Genomic DNA, 16,704 nt, shown 5'->3' with positions numbered 1-16,704 from the left:
CCGCGAGGTCTCCGAGCGTCTGGGTCAGGCGATCGAGGTTCTGGAGGCGAAACGGGACGGCGGCGGAACGCTCCCCCATGGCCGCGAGCAGCTCCGCGACCGCCTCCTGAAGGTCGAGCGACATGTCTCGCGCCGCCAGGAGCTCCCGCGACAACGCGCGCAGCGTCGGTTCCAGCCCGGCGGGCGGGTCCGGGGCGATCTCACGGCCGCTCACGTCAGTACCCCCCGTTCCGCCGCGCAGGGCGGGATCTTGCGATAGGTCGTGACGCCATCGCTCGCGAGCATGGGCAGCGCCAGGGTGTTGACGCGCTCCGAATGCCCGACGAAGAGCCAGCCCCCCTCGGGCAGGCGCCCGGCGAGCCTCCGCCAGATCGCCGCCTCGTTCTCGGCGTCGAAATAGATCACGACGTTGCGGCAGAAGATCACGTCGAAGCCGCCCCGCATCGGCCAGTCATGCGTGAGATTGAGCTTGCGGAACCGGACGAGCGCGCGAGGCGCGGGACCGATCGCCGAGGCCATCTCCCCTCCGGCCCGCACCGGCTCGAAATGCGGCCGCCTGAGCGCCGCCGGCACCGCTTCGAGCGACGTGGCCGGATAGACGCCGCGTTTCGCCGTCGCGAGCACGGCACGGTCGAGATCGGTCGCGAGAATCCGGAGATCCCAGCGGCCGATATCGGGGGCGAGGCCGAGGATGGTCAGCGCGATCGAATAGGGCTCCTGCCCGGTCGAGCAGCCCGCNCGGAGATCCCAGCGGCCGATATCGGGGGCGAGGCCGAGGATGGTCAGCGCGATCGAATAGGGCTCCTGCCCGGTCGAGCAGCCCGCCGACCAGATCCGCACCCGGCCGCCGCGCTCAGCGCGATCGATGAGCGGCGGCAGGACCCGGCTCCTGAGGATCTCGAAATGGTGCGGTTCACGGAAGAACTGGGTCACGTTCGTGGTGATCGCGGTGATCAGCTCCTCGCGTTCCGCCCGGCCGGCTTCGTGATCGCCTTCGATGAGCGCGCAGTAGTCGCGATAGCCGGTCAGGCCGAGCGCCCGGAGCCGTTTGGTCAGCCGCGCCTCCACGAGCGCGATCTTGCCCTCGGAAAGCGAGATCCCCGCGACGGCGCGAACAACGGCCGCGACCCGCTGGAAGTCCCGCGTCACCAGCCTCGTCTCCCGTGCCACCGGGGCCGGAGCCGGCCCGGTCACGCCGCTTCGCCGCGTTTCGGCGGTATGACCCGCCTCAGATCGAGCAGGCGCAGCATGCGGTCGTCGATCGCGATGATGCCCCGGAGATGCCCCGGCCCTGACTCCGAGCCGATCGCGGGCGCCGGCTGGATGTCGCGCGCCCGCGCGGTCAGGATGTCGGAAACGGCATCGACCACGAGGCCGATCACCTGCCCGTCTATCATCGCCACGATGATCACATCGCGCGGGCTCACATCGGATGTGGCGAGCCCCAGGCGCTTCGCGAGATCGATGATCGGCAGCACGGCGCCCCGCAGGTTGATCAGGCCGAGCACGTAGTCGGGCGCGCGCGGCAGCGGCGTCGGCGGGGTCCAGCCGCGGATCTCGCGGATATCCATGATGTCGACGCAGAAATCCTGCTCGGCCAGCCGGAACGACACGATCTCGCAGGACCCCTCCGCGCCCTCGACCGGGCCCGGACGGCCGCTCTCCTCGCTCGGCGCTGTTTTCATGCGACGATCCTGTCAGTGTGAGAGGGTTGGGCGCGGTCGCCGGGGCCCGCGTCCGCGACGATCGCGTCGGTATCGACGATGAGTGCGACCCGGCCGTTGCCGAGAATGGTCGCCGCGGCGATGCCCGGAACCGCGCCGCAGGTCTCTGCGAGGCCCTTGATGACCACCTGCCGCTGATCCTGAATCGCATCGACGACCAGCGCGCGCCGCTCTCCGGCGCTTGTCTCGATCAGCAGCATCACATCCTCCCCGCCACCCTGCCGACTCGCGATCCCCAGCCGCGCACCGACGTCGATCACGGGAACGAACTCACCCCGGACCCGCACCACCCTTCCGCCCGAACCGAGCGGATGGATCTCGCCGGAACCGGGCTTCAGCATCTCGAGGATCGCGGACAGCGGCACGACCAGCGTCTCGTCGCCGACGGCGACGATCATCCCGTCGAGGATCGCGAGCGTGAGCGGCAGGCTGATGCCGAAGGTCGTGCCAACCCCCGGCTGCGACGCGATCGAGATCCGCCCGCCGAGGCTCGTGATCGCGCGCTTGACCACGTCCATTCCCACGCCCCGGCCCGAGAGATCCGAGACCGCGCGGGCGGTGGAGAAGCCGGGCAGGAAAAGGAGATTGTCGATCTCGCCGTCGCTGAGCACGCTGTCGGCCGGGACGAGCCCCTTCCCGGTCGCGATCCGCAGGACGCGCTCGCGATCGATGCCCGCGCCGTCGTCGGCGATCTCGATCAGCACCCGGCCCGATCGGTGCGCCGCGGTGAGCCGGACGCCTCCCTCCGCCGGCTTGCCGCGCGCGAGACGGTCGGCGGTCGCCTCCAGCCCATGATCGATCGCGTTGCGGATCATGTGTGTCAGCGGGTCGGCGAGCCGTTCGATCACGGTCTTGTCGACCTCGGTCATTTCCCCCTCGGTTGCGAAGCGGACGGTCTTGCCGGTCGCGCCGGCGGCTTCGCGCGCGATGCGCGACATGCGCTGGAAGAGCGGCTTCAGCGGCTGGGCGCGGATCGCCAGCACGCTCTCCTGGATCTGGCGGGTGAGCTGGCCGAAGCCTTCGAGCTCCAGCGCGATCGAGGAGGACCCGGCGAGGCCGGATTCGATCACGGATTGCGAGAGCATCGCCTGGTTGATGACAAGCTCGCCGACGAGATTGATCAGATGATCAACGCGGTCGAGATCGACGCGGACGGTCGCGCGGGCGACGCTCGCCTCGGCCGGGGCCGGGACCGCCTCCGGGGCCACCTCGGACGCCGCCTCAGGGGTCCGCGGCGGGACATCCGAGGGGCGCGGCTCTGGGTCCGGCTCTGGGTCCCGTTCCGCATTCCATTCGGGCTCCGGTACGGCTGTGCTCTCAGTGCGACCCTCTCCGGTCTCGATGGTGAGATCACAGTCCTCGTCGACGAATTCGAAGACCTCGCGCAAAGCGCCCTCGGACGGCGCCCCGCGAACCTCGATCTCCCAGGAGAGATAGGCGCCCCCGGGATCGAGCGCGTCGAGCAGCGGGATCGCCGAGAGGTCGCAGCGGATCTCCGCCTCACCGAGTTCCCCGATCTCGCGCATGAGCCGCGCCGGCTCATGCCCCCGCTCCAGCATCGAGGGGCGCGGGTGGAAGCGGATGCGGTGAACCAGCGCCGGGGCAGGCTCCGGCACGGAGGTCGCCCATGCAGGTCGCCGCCCCGGATCGCCCGGTGAGTTACCGGGCGAAGCGCCGGCCAGTGCGTCCGGACCTTCCTCGTTCGCCGTCGCCCAGACCGGGCGCTGAACCGGTGGCTCCGGTGACATTTCGGGCCTCGCCGCCACCGCATCGGCGCCAAGCACCGTCAGACAGGCGATCCGTTCCGCGATCCTCTCGGGATCGACGGCGCCAGCGTCGCGCGACGCGGCCACGAGGTCGCTCAGCAGATCGGCCGAACTCAGGAGCGCGCCCACGACCTCGGGCGATGTCGCGAGACGCCCCGAGCGCAGCCGGTCGAGCGTGGTCTCGAACGCATGGGCGAAATCGACGAGATCGGCGAGGCCGAAGGCCGCCGCGCCACCCTTGATCGAATGCACCGCCCGGAACACGGTGTTGACCGTCTCGATATCATCCGGGCGCGTCCTGAGCGCCTCAAGGCTCTCCTGCGCCGCCTCCAGATTTTCCTCGCATTCGGCGAAGAAGATCAGCAGGATCTCCTGCATCGCGTCCATCCGCGCCCCCTAACCCGCGACCCGCCGAACCGCGGCGACCAGCTTCGCCTCGTCGAAGGGTTTCACGATCCATCCGGTGGCTCCGGCGGAGCGGGCGCGCTCCCTCAGTTCCGGCGCGCTCTCGGTGGTGAGGACGATGATCGGGGTGCGCCGCGTATGCTCGCGCGCGCGGAGGTTCGCGATCAGTCCGAAGCCGTCGAGCCGCGGCATGTTGATGTCGGTGATGATGACATCCGGAGCGATCGACGCCAGAACCTCGAGCGCGTCCTCGCCATCCGTCGCGAGATGCACGTCGAAGCCCCGCGGGGCCAGCGCCACCCTCAGCAGGTCGCGCATCGTCCGGGAGTCGTCCACGGCCAGAACGGTCAGGGTCATTCCGGCCGACCCTCCGAATTCAACGCCCCGGCGTCGAGGCCGATCTGGGCGAGGGTCGCCAGCATCTCTGGCGAGGGGTTCGCGAGCGAGAAGGCTTCGCCATCCGTGCGCCACGTGACGGCCGCCGCCAGCAGTACCTGCAGACAGGGCGTCCCGAGCTCGCTGACTTCCGAGGCATCGAGCTTGAGCGCCGCGCCGCGCTTGCCGAGAAGCAGCATCGCGAGTCCCGGCGCCTCCTCGAAGCGCAGCCTGCGCCCGAGGAGCACGGTCGGTCGGGGATCGGAGGACAGATCTTGGTCTTCTTCGCGCATGCGCGTCCCGTTCAAGAACGGTTCCGGCGGACTCCGCAACCGAGCACGGCAGTTGTTGGCTTCGGCGGCTTAAGGAAGGCTTACGGCCCAGCCGGTTTCTCTCCGGTTCGTCCCTGCTTCATCCCGGCGCGTATGTTGGTCAGTTCTTAACCCTTCGGCGGCAACCGTCTCGGCACGGAAACGCGAGCGAGGATCTCCCCATGCCGGCAGCAAGAAGCATCGTCGCCCTCGTCGTGGACGACCAGCAGAGCATGCGGGCGATGGCCCGCCTCGTGCTGAAGGAGGTCGGCGTGATCGACGTCGCTGTCGCCGCGAGCGCGGACGCCGCCTGGGAACAGATGATGGCCCGGCGCTTCGATGTCGTGATCTCGGATCTCAACATGCCCGGCGTCTCCGGTCTGGAGCTCGCACGGCGCATCAAGGCGCATCCAGATCTGAGGGCGACCCCGGTCTTCCTCTCGACCTCGAACGCCTACCGCGACCAGGCGGGCGACTCGATCGACCATTTCGTGGCCAAGCCCTTCGTGGTGCCCGACCTCAGGCAGGCGCTGGAGACGCATCTCGGCGCGCTGACCTGAGTTCAACCACGGGCCTTGATCGGCCGAGGCCGGGCGGTCAACCCACCAGCTCTCGCGCCGCCTCGACCAGAACCCCGGCGCCGATCGGAATGAGCGCGTCGGGAAAGTCGTAGTCGGGGTTGTGCAGCATGCTCACCCCCTCCCCTGCCCCGAGCAGGAACATCGCGCAACGCGCGGTGGTGCCGAAACGGCCGAAATCCTCGCTGGCCCGGAATGGAGCCGCCAACTCCCGATGCGCGATGCGCCGAGCCTCCAGTGCACGGCGGACTATCGCGGTGGCTTCCACGTCGTTGACGCTGCTCGCGAAATCATCGTGCCAGTCGATCGCGACCGCGAGACCGGCTCGCGCCGCGCTCTCGCGGGCCAGCGCCCCGACATCGTCGCGCAGCCGGTTCATCCTCTCGCCATCGAGGGCGCGCAGCGTGGCGCGCAACTCCGCGGACCCCGGCGCGACGCCGAAGGTAGGTTCGCCGAGCCGCGCATGCGTGATGGTCACGAGGCTGAAATTCTCGTCCATCTCGCCGCCGGTCGCGAGGGCGGCGACGCGCTGGATCAGGCTCGCGAGGGCCGGGGCGGGCGACAGACCGGCCTCCGGCTGCGAGGCGTGCGCGGTTCGTCCCTCCATCCGGACCCGGAGGCCGACCGAGGCGCAGAACATCGGCCCGTCGCGCATGCTCGCCACGCCCAGCGGCTGCCACGGCATGTTGTGCCAGGAGAAGGCGTAGTCCGGTCTGATCTCACCGAACCGCGGATCGGCGATGACGGCGGCGGCGCCGGAACCGTCCTCCTCGGCGGGCTGGAACAGCAGCGTGACACGTCCACGCGCCGGGCCCCGCCGGGACAATGCGAGCGCGCAACCGATCAGCGAGGCCATATGGCCGTCATGCCCGCACATATGCGCTTTCCCGGGAAGGGTGGACCGGTAAGGCATGGTCCCGGTCTCCTGGATCGGGAGCCCATCGAGTTCGGCTCGGAGCAGGACGCTGGGCCCGGACTCGCGGCCGTCGAAGATCGCGGCGACCCCGTGACCACCGAGCCCGGTCAGCACCCGGGCTCCGCCGATGGCCTCGAGATGCCTAGCGATCGTCGCGGCGGTCTCCCGCTCCTGGCCCGAAAGCTCGGGTTCGCGATGGAGCGCGTGCCGGAGGCGGGTCAGCCGAAGCACTTCCTGGTCGGTCAGCATGGCGACTCCCCGTGGGCCGGAGTGTACCTGGGGTTTGGGAGTGTGCCCTGCCTCGTGGGTGGAGTCGTCGGACGGCGGGTCATGGCACGGACGGCGGCCTTTCCCTCAACTTTGTTGTCTGTCAACCGCGCGGAAGCGCTCTGGTCGGGTAGTCGCTGAGTCAGGGTTCTGTGCACTGGGCCGTTCGCACAAGTTGGGCGGGTCCGCGGTGCCATGCGTTTCCGGACTGAACTGTGGAGTTCGAATTCTGTGGGCATCGGGAGCACCGTGGGTCTCGGGTCTCTGTGCATTCTCGGTTCTGTGTTGTCCCATTTTGACTAGAGCACGGAGATCGAGAAGGCCACGCTGGTGTTGTTCGATGAGCCTTGCGAGATATCCGCCGTGGTTTTGGATCGATGCGTAGTTCTCGATGATGAAGCCGAGCAGGATCAGCGCGGGTCCGAAGCCGAGATGTCGGATGGCATCCTGCCATGGGGCGGTCGCGTTTGGTATCGTGGTGACGAGGATATCGGCGTTGCGATGAAGCTCATTCTCTGAACGAGTTGACGTGAGGCATGCGAAAAGTGTCGGAAATGCTTGCCGCAGGTCTCTGAGTGCGATTGGGGGATTATCTGGATGTTCTTTTAATGATTCAATATGTCGCTCATCTTTGGCAACTCGGTTGCTCAACGTGCGTGTTGTTTGGATGTCTGTGGCCTCACCGGTGGTGTTCTGTGGATAAACCGCGGTCTGTTGGTCGGCGGCGGTGGATGCCTGCTTGAGCTGCTCGAAGAGCTCAAGCAGCTCGGCGTGTCGGGGCTTTCGCCGTAGAACGCGCCGGGCATGGTCGATGAGGGTTGCGTCGGGGATCGCGTGAGGTTGTGAGGACGCTGCTTCCCCCATGAGACGATGCAGGAGTACTTTGCAACGATCACGTAGGACGTGGAGTTCGTGTCGTTCCCGGTCGACTTCGGAGGCCATCGTGGCCAGTTCGTCGCCACGCGCGATCAATGGCGTGACATCGATGCCATATGCGTGGAGCACGTCGCCTTGCCGGTCGCGAAACGCATAGCGCTTGCGGTTCGGGCTTTGACGTCGAAGGACGAGGCCGGCGGTTTCCAATCGGCGCAGGCAGCGGTTGACGGTGCTGTCGCCGCTGGTTCCGACGCGATCGGCGATCGTGAGGTTGCCGGCGAAACAGATGTGGTTCTCGGGACGGTCGGTGCCGAGGGTGTCGCCGGGGATGAAACTCAGGATGGCGCGGAGCACGGAGAGATCGGTGGCATTGAGGCCGAGTTCTTCGCGGGCCCGCATGACGGGCTCCATGAGGTCGCGCCATTTGTGGGGTCCCGCGAGCATGGGACTCCCCTGCCCCGCCGTGCGCGATGGCACAACGCGACTGGCCGACCGAAAGGCCGGTGATGAAATGTGCTTCATGTCGGTATCACGAGGACAGCCGACCCCGTTCACCCGCTGGGGTGTCTATTGACGCCGATTCGGATTTCCGGGTAATCTCACGGTGTCACGCGTTGAGATTGGCCCTTCGGATCCCCAGTGGATTTGGAGGGTCTTTCTTTATCCGCCCTTGGTCGTGCCTCCTTTCCTGCTTCGTTGCTTCATTGCTTCCCTCCGGTCTCCTTGCTGTACCGGGCGTGAAGTTCGGTGATGAGTTCGCCCGCGTGGCTGTCGAGCCAGTCGGCGAATCCCTGCTGCTTCGGGGTCGCGGCGATCTTGATCGTCACCCAGCGGCTGGAGCGTTGGATGTTGCCGAGTTCCGCCTGCGATTGAGCGTCGATCAGGGCGCGCGCGGCCTTCGCGGCTCTCGCTTCCGCGACGCCTCCCTGCCCCACCGTTGTCGCCGGGTTCGGGATCTGGCTGGCGCGGGCTTGCTCGACGGAGTTCATGGCGGCTGCGAACCGGTCGTTCGAGGGCAAGGCCATGATTGAGGGGTCATCGAGAAGCTGCCGGAGTCCCGGGAGGCGATCGTCTTCGGATCGGAGGAGCTTTGCGAAGTCGAACCAGCGGTCGCGCCCGATGCCTGGCGCGGGGCCGATCTTCAGCACGATGTCGTCGGGTATGTCGCGGACGACGCTGAGCATCACGCTGAGCACGGTGGCGTGACAGTGCAGCGCCTCGGTGGCGACGTCGCGGGAATAGCCGTCCTCGATGATGAGGCGCGCGAACCGGGCCTTCTCGATGAAGGAGAGATCGCGCCGGGCGGTGTTCTCCTGACCCTGGGCCACGACGGCCTCTTCGCCGTCGAGGGGCCGGATGATCGCCTTGACGGGCAGTCCGATCGCCCTGGCGGCCCGGACCCGGCGCCGGCCGTAGATGATCTCGTAGCGGCCCTTCGTCTCGGCGCTCGGCCGGAGCAGAACCGGCACAAGCTGGCCGTAGCGCTTGAGGCTGTCGCGGAGCGCGCTGTCATCCTCGTCCATCTCGCCGAGACGATCGGGGAGCCCCTGCTCGTCGATGAGATCGGCCTCGATGTCACGCAGGCCGTCACGGACCGCGGCCTGGACTCCTTGCGCGAGCGCCCCGGCGGCGCCTTTGGGAAGCGCGGCGAAGCGTTCCTTTTTCGCCAGCGGGGATGCCCGGGTGATGATCAGGCTCGGATCGAAAGCGCCCTTTCTCGCCATGCTCAGCGCCCCCAGCCGGCGTGGATGAGCCGTTCGACATCGGTGCCGACGGCGGTGATCGCCTCCATGGCCCGGTCGTAGGTCTGACGGTTCATCGAGTGACGGTCGACCTCCCAGAGCGCCTGGCGGGTGAGCCCGGCATCGCCGATCGCCGTCGACTTGAGCATTTCCGCTCGGAGCACATCGGTCGCGAACAGGTTTCGGAGGAAGGCAGCCAGTTGCATCTGCGGGCCGTCATGCGGTTCGTAGCGGGACAGGACAAACTTCTGGAAATCCCAGCGCATGCTGAGCCCATTCTGGTCGATCGCCTCGAGAAGCTCGCCGGTCATGCGCATGAAGCTCGAGAGGCTCTCGACGTCGAGCATCGCCGGGACGACGGTGATGAGCAGCCCGGTCGCGGCGCAAAGACCGCACAAAGTGATGAATCCGAGGCTTGGCGGGCAGTCGAGGATGACGATGTCGTAGTCGTCATCGACATCGGAGAGCGCGACGCTGAGGCGCTGATAGAAGGCGAACGGGTCGCGCTGTTCCTCGGGAAGCTGCCGCTGCTCGAACATCCAGAGCGGGGTCTCATGTTCGAAGGTGTGAAGTTGCAGATCCGCCGGTATGAGGTGGAGATTATGGAAGTAGGTCTCGCGGACGCAGGCCGAGAGCGGCACCGGGTCGTCGTATTTGATCCCGTCGTAAAGCGTGTTGGTGTCGTGCAGGTCGACTTCGGGACGAATGCCGAAATAGCTGGTGAAGGAAGCCTGGGGATCGAGATCGATGCCGAGGACGCGGTAGCCGTTGAGCGCGAGGTACTGGGCCGTGTGGATCGCCATCGTGGTTTTGCCCGCGCCGCCCTTGAAGGTTGCGACGGCGAGCACCGCGAGCGGCTCGTCGCCCTTGCGGCCTTTCCGATAGGAGCCGGGCGTCTTGGCGTTCTTCTCCAGCGCGCTGCGGATCTGATCGATGGCCTCGGCGGCATAGTACCGGTTGCCGCGGAGCGTCGCATGAACCTCCGGAACGGCGTTGGTGAGGTGCATCTTCCGGAGATATCCGGTGGTGATGCCAAGCAGCTTCGAGGCTTCCCCGGCGGTGAAGAGCCGGAGCTCCTTCTCCTGCGCGGGTGACAGTGACGCCAGATAGGAAGCGCGAAGGCTCTGCTCCATGTCGGCCGCGCGCTGCGCGAGGATCTGGTGCGCGGCCGGAGCGTTGGATATGATCGGTGCCTGCTTCATCGCTCGCTCTTGGAAACGCGAATCCTTGCCAGATTCGTCTGTTTGGCGCCACTATGGCCGCGGTTTCCGGGATTTTGCAAGGATTTCCTCAGTTAATCGGCTGAAGCGCAGGTGACGCGGCTGGGTGCCGGATGGACTGGCGAGCACGCGGCATCCTTCGCGGAGATGGCTCCTTCGGTTCTGTTTCGACGGCGCGGTCGGCTTGGGTAGATGTGTGTTTGTGTGATTGAAGTCTAACGCAGCGGGCCTCATCTTGGGGGCTGGAAGTCGGACGTTCTTTGCAGCCGTAAATAGGTCAGGACGCGCGACATTTTTACGGCTGCAAAGAACGTATAGCTCGATAGCGGTCAGATCAGGTCAAACAGCAACGTCGCGCAACGGCGAGCACTCTCCAGCCCCGAATATCTCCGGGCAGGCGGTCGGATATTCGTACCAATCGGGATCGCCTCCGATGTATCGGTAAGCTGGACGGCCAACTCGCGACGAGACCGTCCTCCGCACCCCTGAACTGCGCAGCCTTGCCGCGTTGGTGCCGGAACTTGCGGGAGCGTGGCAGCCGGAAACGGAGGAGGTCAAAGGCCCGACGCTTTGGTCCGGTTGACGCGGTAGCGTTCGTCACTTCGACCTTCCCCGGCCATCCCGGTGGCAGCGTGGCCGAGCCGTCGAGCACCGTCCTCGGTGGACCCGGCGAGATCGCCTCGTAACGAGTGGCCCGAATAGAGACGCAGGCGCTCGGCTTCCGGCAGGTCTGACCGGATGCCGGACGCGAGCACAGTGCGCTTGATCAGCCGCGCGACATGCTTGTCGGAGAGCCTCGCAGCCAATGGGCGCCTACCGTCGCGGGAGACGCGGCGGAAGACAGGCCCGGTGTCGATCTTCGCGTAGCTGAGCCAGGATTCGAGCGCGCGCACCGGGCAGGATCTGTCGTTCGATCCGCGGCCGACCTCGACCTCACGCCAACCGGTCTTGTCCTTCAGGACGAGAAGCGCGCCCCGGGGCTCGATCTCGATCCAGCCTGCCTGACCAGTGGTGTCGTTCGGCGCGCAATCGAGGCCGACGATCTGCGAGCGCCGCGTTCCGGCTGCGAATCCGAGCAGGAGCAGGGCCCGATCGCGAAGTCCGCGCAGATCGTAGGGCAGGGTCGCGACCATGGCGAGAAGGTCTTGCGCGGAGAGCGGCGCCTTGCTATCGGGCGGGGCGCCATGTGCGCGCCTGATCGCGGCGAGAATATCGGCGATCTGACCGCCATCACGTGCGAGCGCGAGGCCGCGATGGCGATACGCCCAGCGGAGCCCGGACAACCGCCGTTCGATGGAGGCCACCGAGAGTGGAGCCGCGGTGCCACGCGGGGCGGCGCAATCCGCGAGGTACAATCCGATCAATTCCGGGTCGGGGGGCAGGGGGCTCGCACCGCGCAACCGGCACCAGCGGCCGAACGCCGCCCAATCGTTCGCGTAGGCCCGTCGGGTGTTCTCAGTCTCCGTCCGCGAGGTGGTCGTTTCCGCCGGCCGCGGGTGCGTCTCGGCCCGCGCCAGCGTGCCAGGAGCTTCGACGCCGTCGTGATCGGGCCCAAGAGACCTGGCCCCGGAATCCGGACTCGCGGGGTGGGAATTCCGATTCTCCGGTCCACCAATCATGACGAAACAAGAATGCGTCGAAAGCCACATGTCAACATTATCGGACGTGATGGCCACGGTTGGTCAACGGCGGATTTTGCGCGAAAAGGGGCGGAAAAGCGCCGCCGCTCAAGCGGAGCGAAACCGCGTGCCTTGGGTGCGGCCTTTCTTCCCGCCGCGAGATCAGGCCGGCTTCCGGGCCTTCATGGCGGCCTTCAGATCGTAGCCTGCCGCCTCCAGTTCGTCCTTCGGTGTGCCGATCAGGCGGCGGGCGGCCATGTGCGGACCTGGCGCGTTCACCGTCTCGGCGGCGACGAGATGGCCGTCGCGGTAGAGTAGCACCAGCTTCTCATCCGCTTTGGAGGGCAGCTCCTGTGCCTCGTACGCGCCCGAGCCGAGGCCCGCGATCTGGAGTTTCAGCTTGCCCTGATCGCTCCAGAACCAGGGCACGGCCGCGTAGGGCGCCGTCTCGCCCTTCAGTAGCCGCCTGGCGATATGGCGGGCGTGGTCGACCGCCGCCTGAACGGATTCGAGTCGCACGCGGCTCCCGTCGGGCAGCGGGAAGCTCGCCACGTCACCGAGCGCCGAGATCGCCGGGTCGGAGGTGGTGAGCGCCCCGTCCACCTCGACGCCATTGTTCACACGAAGGCCGGCCGCCTCGGCGAGCTCGACATTAGGGCGTATGCCGGTGGCGATCAGCACGAGGTCACCCGAAATGACGCGGACATCGGCGGTATCGACACCGGTGACCCGGCCGTTCTCGGCCTCGATCCGGCGCGCGGCGGCGCCGAGCAGGACTTCCGTCCCCATCGCGCGATGGGCGTCGAGGAAGAAGGCCGACATCGCGGGCGAGAGCGCGCGGCCCATCAGCCGGGGCGTCGCTTCCAGCACGGTGACACCAACCCCCGCCGCCCGTGCCATCGCGGCGAATTCGAGCCCGATGAAACCGCCGCCGATCACGATGGCATGGCGGGTCTCCGCGAGCCGGGCGCGGATCACCGCTGCGTCCGCGAGCGTGCGCAGCTCCAGCACGCCGTCCGCCTCCTGCCCCGGGATCGGCGGACGGTAGTTGCGCGCCCCCGTCGCGAGGATCAGGTGGTCGTATGGATGCTCACCGCCGTCATCGGTCAGCACCCGCCGCCCGTCGCGGTCGATCTCCGCCGCGCGCGTCCGGTCGCGCAGCGTGATGTCGTGGCGTTCGTAGAAACTCGCGGGCTTCAGCAGCAGCCGGTCGGCGTCGCCATCAGCCATGTAGCCCTTCGAGAGCGGCGGGCGCTGGTAGGGCAGGCCCGGCTCCTCGCCGATCAGGGTGATCGAGCCCTCGAACCCTTCCTGACGCAGACTGGCCGCGGCCTGGAACCCGCCCTGCCCGGTGCCAATGATGACGATCCGTTCCATCAGATCTGAGCCTCTGGCAGATGGAGGACCAGCAAGTCAAGCTCGGGGCGCGTCCTGATCTGGCTGGAGATTCGGCTCGTTTACCTCACTCGGAGACGTCGCGGTCGAGCGGGACGCTCTCGCTGTCGTGCCGCCGCCCAGTCCTCCCGCTCTAGGCGTCGTCCGCTTAGCAATGACAGGTTGCGCACGTCACGGAGCCGCCGCGATCCCTGATGGCGCCGTCGACCGGATAGCGGGGCGGTTGCCGGTCGCGAGGTCAGGCTTCGGCCGGATCGCCCGCTCCGCCGCCGCCGGGCGCTCAGACCGTCAGGCCGGCGAGGCTCATGAGGAACTTCAGGATGCCGGCGAAAGCCGCGAGGGCGAGGACGCCCGCGGCCCAGGCGAGGAGGAACCAGCCGAGGCGCGAGCGCCAGCTCTGTCCGGATTGATCCATCAGTGATACCCCTCGCCCGGTTTCACCTTGCCCCGGAACACCCAGTAGGACCAGGCGGTGTAGACGAGGATGAAGGGAATGACGAAAAGCGCCCCCACGAGCGCGAAGCCCATGGATTGCGGCGGGGCCGCGGCGTCCCAGATCGATATCCAGGGCGGGATGATGTTGGGCCAGAGGCTGATCGCGAGGCCGGTATAGCCGAGGAAGAGAATGCCCAGCGTCGCGAAGAAGGGCAGCACATGCGGCCGCCCCTCGAGCGACCTCAGAAGCCCCCAGCAGAGCACGGCGATCAGGACTGGGACCGGCAGGAAGAAGAGGAAGTTCGGCAGGCCTAACCAGCGCGCGGCGATCGCCGGATGGAGGAGGGGTGTCGCGAGGCTGACCGCCGCGATCATGCCGAGCAGGAAATACGTGCCGGGGCGGGCCAGCTCGATCATGCGGCGCTGCGTCGTGCCCTCGGTCTTCATGATGAGCCAGGTGATTCCGAGCATGCCGTAGGCGGCGAGGAGCGCCACGCCGCAGAAGATCGGGAAGGGTGCGAGCCAGTCGAGCGCGCCGCCTGTGTAGCCGCCGTCGCGTACTTCGAACCCGTTCATGAAGGCGCCGAGCGCCACGCCCTGAAAGAAGGTCGCGCCGAAGGAGCCCCAGGCGAAGGCGTGGTCCCAGAACCAGCGGTGATGCTCGTCGGCCTTGAAGCGGAACTCGAAGGCGACCCCGCGCCAGATCAGCCCGACGAGCATCAGGAGGAGCGGCAGGTAGAGCGCGCTCAGGATGACCGCGTAGGCGAGCGGGAAGGCTGCCATCAGCGCCGCCCCCCCGAGGACGAGCCAGGTTTCGTTCCCGTCCCAGACCGGTGCTACCGTGTTCACCATCGTGTCGCGTTCCTCGCGATCCTTCACGAAGGGAAAGAGCAGTCCGATCCCGAGGTCGAACCCGTCCATCACGACATACATCATCAATCCGAAACCGATGATGCAGGCCCAGACGAGCGGCAGATCTATACCCATGTCATCGCTCCTGGGAGAGGGGGCCGGGCGCGTCCGGTGTGGCCGACAGCGGACGGGCGGGGCGGCCGGCGGGCGGCTCGGTGGTCGGATCGGCGCCGCCTTCGGCGGGCGGCTCGTGGCCGTCGGGTCCGCGCGCCACGAGTTTCAGCATGTAGCCGACGCCGGTCCCGAAGACCGCGAAATAGACGACGACGAAGACGGCGAGCGTGGTGGAGAGCGCGATGGCCGAATGGTTCGACACCGCGTCCGCCGTGCGCATCACGCCGTAGACGACCCAGGGCTGCCGGCCGATCTCCGTCGTGAACCAACCGGCGAGGATCGCGACGAGCCCGGCCGGCCCCATCAGCAGCGCGGCCCAGAGGAACGGCCGGGACGTGTAAAGATCGTCACGCCACCTGAGCCAGACGCCCCAGAGCCCGAGGCCGAGCATCAGGAACCCGAGCCCGACCATGACGCGGAAGCTCCAGAAGACCACCGGCACATAGGGGCGGTCCTCGGGCGCGAAGTCCTTCAGCGCCGGGATCTGTCCGTCGAGGCTGTGGGTGAGGATGAGGCTTCCGAGCCGAGGGATCTCGAGAGAGAAACGGTTGGTCTCCGCCTCCATGTCGGGCAGGGCGAAGAGAACGAGCGGCAGGCCCTCGCCCGGATGGTTCTCCCAGTGCCCCTCCATCGCCGCCACCTTGGCCGGCTGATGCTCGAGCGTGTTGAGCCCGTGCTGGTCGCCGGCGAGGATCTGCAGCGGCACGACCGTGACGAGCATCCACATCGCCATCGAGAACATGCGCCGGTTCGCAAGGCTCCCCCGGCCGCGGAGCAGGTGCCAGGCGCCCGCGGCTCCAACGAAAAGCGCGGTCGAGACGTAGGCCGCCAGCGTCATGTGAACGAGGCGATAGGGGAAGGACGGATTGAAGATGACCTTCAGCCAGTCGGTCGGAACGACCCGGCCGTCGATGATCTCGAAACCCTGGGGGGTCTGCATCCAGCTGTTCGAGGCGAGAATCCAGGTCGCGGAGACCAGCGTGCCAAGCGCGACCATGCAGGTCGCGAAGAAATGCAGGCCCGGCCCGACCTTGTTCCAGCCGAAGAGCATGACGCCGAGGAAGCCCGCCTCGAGGAAGAAGGCGGTCAGCACCTCATAGGTGAGAAGCGGCCCGGTAACGCTTCCGGCGAAGGCCGAGAAATAGCTCCAGTTGGTGCCGAACTGATAGGCCATCACCAGACCCGAGACGACGCCCATGGCGAAGTTGACGGCGAAGATCCCGGTCCAGAAGTGATAGAGGTCGCGGTAGACCCGGTCCCTCGTCAGCAGCCACTTGCCTTCGAGCACCGCGAGATAGCTCGCGAGGCCGATCGTGATCGCGGGGAAGATGATGTGGAACGAGACGGTGAAGCCAAACTGGATTCGGGCGAGCTCCAGCGCGGTCAGTCCGAACATCGGCGATTCCTTCGGCAGTCGTTCATCGGCGGCCCTCCGGACGCGCCCAGGCTGTGCATGGCACGATCCCGGACCGCGCCGCGGTCACATTGTCGCGCGTCCGGCCCGGGCGAAATCTTGACCGAACCCGTGCATCCGCTTCGACCACTGCGCGGCGACGAAGAATCCCTTGATCGGCGGCAGCATCAGCAGCGAGAGCGGCACCGCCATCGCCGAGAGCAGGAGCGCGATCACGCCGGGGTGGAGACCCGTGTGGATGAGCGGCGGCAGCATGAAGCCCACGATGTGACAGACCACGAGCAGCGTGACATAGGCGGGGCCGTCGTCGGCGCGCTGATGGCTGAGCGCCTCGCCGCAATCCGGGCAGGCGTCCGCCACCTTGAGGTAGGACGTGTAGAGGTGGCCCGTGCCGCAGGCGGGACACCGGCGCCGCAACCCGTTGCGGACAGCCTGGCCGAACGGGCGCTCGGGCAACTCATGGGTCATCTTTTGCCTCCGAGGATGATTTCAGTCGGAAATATACCATCAATTCTGCGATATTCAATCCATACAATATACATACAATATCGAAATTGCACCGGCGCGGCCCCGCGTTCGGGGAATCTTTCGGCCAGCGTGCATCACTGATCACGTCTCACCCACGGCCTGTATCG

Annotated in this window: 17 protein-coding genes; 1 reads left to right on the top strand and 16 read right to left on the bottom strand. The window is 67.2% G+C overall.

All coding sequences use genetic code 11. The features are described from left to right. The 6 genes from ACLJK8_RS19245 to ACLJK8_RS19220 form a co-directional block, all read right to left on the bottom strand. Positions 1 to 214 (bottom strand): hypothetical protein (locus tag ACLJK8_RS19245; protein ID WP_413151969.1); only part of this gene is annotated, 214 nt, incomplete at its 3' end. After that, positions 211 to 1,149, bottom strand: a complete 939-nt coding sequence (locus tag ACLJK8_RS19240; RefSeq protein ID WP_413151968.1) for a CheR family methyltransferase — start codon at positions 1,147 to 1,149, stop codon at positions 211 to 213. The genes ACLJK8_RS19245 and ACLJK8_RS19240, both read right to left, overlap by 4 nt. Before the next feature lie 41 nt (positions 1,150 to 1,190). Beyond that, a complete protein-coding gene (locus tag ACLJK8_RS19235; RefSeq protein ID WP_413151967.1) occupies positions 1,191 to 1,685 on the bottom strand; it encodes a chemotaxis protein CheW in 495 nt (164 codons plus the stop codon). Next, complete coding sequence (locus tag ACLJK8_RS19230) at positions 1,682 to 3,877, bottom strand: chemotaxis protein CheA (protein WP_413151966.1); 2,196 nt, start codon at positions 3,875 to 3,877, stop codon at positions 1,682 to 1,684. The genes ACLJK8_RS19235 and ACLJK8_RS19230 overlap by 4 nt, the downstream gene beginning before the upstream one ends. A gap of 9 nt (positions 3,878 to 3,886) precedes the next feature. Then, positions 3,887 to 4,252 carry a response regulator gene (locus tag ACLJK8_RS19225; RefSeq protein WP_413151965.1) on the bottom strand — a complete coding sequence of 122 codons (366 nt, stop codon included), beginning with the start codon at positions 4,250 to 4,252 and terminating at the stop codon, positions 3,887 to 3,889. After that, a complete protein-coding gene (locus ACLJK8_RS19220) occupies positions 4,249 to 4,563 on the bottom strand; it encodes an STAS domain-containing protein (RefSeq protein ID WP_413151964.1) in 315 nt (104 codons plus the stop codon). The genes ACLJK8_RS19225 and ACLJK8_RS19220 overlap by 4 nt, the downstream gene beginning before the upstream one ends. 200 nt (positions 4,564 to 4,763) lie before the next feature. On the opposite strand from ACLJK8_RS19220, the gene ACLJK8_RS19215 reads away from it, so the two are divergent. Next, positions 4,764 to 5,141, top strand: a complete 378-nt coding sequence (locus tag ACLJK8_RS19215; RefSeq protein ID WP_413151963.1) for a response regulator — start codon at positions 4,764 to 4,766, stop codon at positions 5,139 to 5,141. 37 nt (positions 5,142 to 5,178) lie between these two features. Here ACLJK8_RS19215 and ACLJK8_RS19210 read toward each other — a convergent pair whose 3' ends face one another. From ACLJK8_RS19210 to ACLJK8_RS19165, 10 genes are all read right to left on the bottom strand, one after another. Next, positions 5,179 to 6,324, bottom strand: a complete 1,146-nt coding sequence (locus ACLJK8_RS19210) for an amidohydrolase (protein ID WP_413151962.1) — start codon at positions 6,322 to 6,324, stop codon at positions 5,179 to 5,181. A 105-nt stretch (positions 6,325 to 6,429) separates the two neighbouring features. Further along, on the bottom strand, positions 6,430 to 7,662 hold the full coding sequence (gene repC / locus ACLJK8_RS19205) for a plasmid replication protein RepC (RefSeq protein ID WP_413151961.1): 1,233 nt from the start codon (positions 7,660 to 7,662) through the stop codon (positions 6,430 to 6,432). A gap of 257 nt (positions 7,663 to 7,919) precedes the next feature. Continuing rightward, positions 7,920 to 8,942: a plasmid partitioning protein RepB gene (repB, locus tag ACLJK8_RS19200; RefSeq protein ID WP_413151960.1), complete on the bottom strand. Its 1,023-nt coding sequence runs from the start codon at positions 8,940 to 8,942 to the stop codon at positions 7,920 to 7,922. 2 nt (positions 8,943 to 8,944) lie between these two features. Continuing rightward, positions 8,945 to 10,162 (bottom strand): plasmid partitioning protein RepA, encoded by a 1,218-nt coding sequence (repA, locus tag ACLJK8_RS19195; protein WP_413151959.1) that lies wholly within the window; start codon positions 10,160 to 10,162, stop codon positions 8,945 to 8,947. Positions 10,163 to 10,734: 572 nt separating this feature from the next. Then, the gene (locus ACLJK8_RS19190) at positions 10,735 to 11,535 is read right to left on the bottom strand and encodes an integrase (protein ID WP_413151958.1); all 801 of its coding nucleotides are present in this window, start codon (positions 11,533 to 11,535) and stop codon (positions 10,735 to 10,737) included. A gap of 426 nt (positions 11,536 to 11,961) precedes the next feature. After that, the gene (locus ACLJK8_RS19185; protein WP_413151957.1) at positions 11,962 to 13,176 is read right to left on the bottom strand and encodes an NAD(P)/FAD-dependent oxidoreductase; all 1,215 of its coding nucleotides are present in this window, start codon (positions 13,174 to 13,176) and stop codon (positions 11,962 to 11,964) included. Between the two features lie 298 nt (positions 13,177 to 13,474). Further along, positions 13,475 to 13,609, bottom strand: coding sequence for a DUF2474 family protein (locus ACLJK8_RS19180; RefSeq protein WP_413151956.1), 135 nt, complete (start codon positions 13,607 to 13,609; stop codon positions 13,475 to 13,477). Further along, positions 13,609 to 14,616 (bottom strand): cytochrome d ubiquinol oxidase subunit II, encoded by a 1,008-nt coding sequence (gene cydB, locus ACLJK8_RS19175; RefSeq protein ID WP_413151955.1) that lies wholly within the window; start codon positions 14,614 to 14,616, stop codon positions 13,609 to 13,611. The genes ACLJK8_RS19180 and cydB overlap by 1 nt, the downstream gene beginning before the upstream one ends. Before the next feature lies 1 nt (position 14,617). Then, positions 14,618 to 16,051, bottom strand: a complete 1,434-nt coding sequence (locus ACLJK8_RS19170; protein WP_413151954.1) for a cytochrome ubiquinol oxidase subunit I — start codon at positions 16,049 to 16,051, stop codon at positions 14,618 to 14,620. Between the two features lie 84 nt (positions 16,052 to 16,135). Beyond that, positions 16,136 to 16,537: a DUF983 domain-containing protein gene (locus ACLJK8_RS19165; protein WP_413151953.1), complete on the bottom strand. Its 402-nt coding sequence runs from the start codon at positions 16,535 to 16,537 to the stop codon at positions 16,136 to 16,138. Positions 16,538 to 16,704 lie beyond the last annotated feature (167 nt).

The sequence above is a fragment of the Amaricoccus sp. W119 genome (assembly GCF_047275745.1).
Classification (GTDB): Bacteria; Pseudomonadota; Alphaproteobacteria; order Rhodobacterales; family Rhodobacteraceae; genus Amaricoccus.
This window is presented reverse-complemented; position numbering and strand designations above follow the sequence as displayed.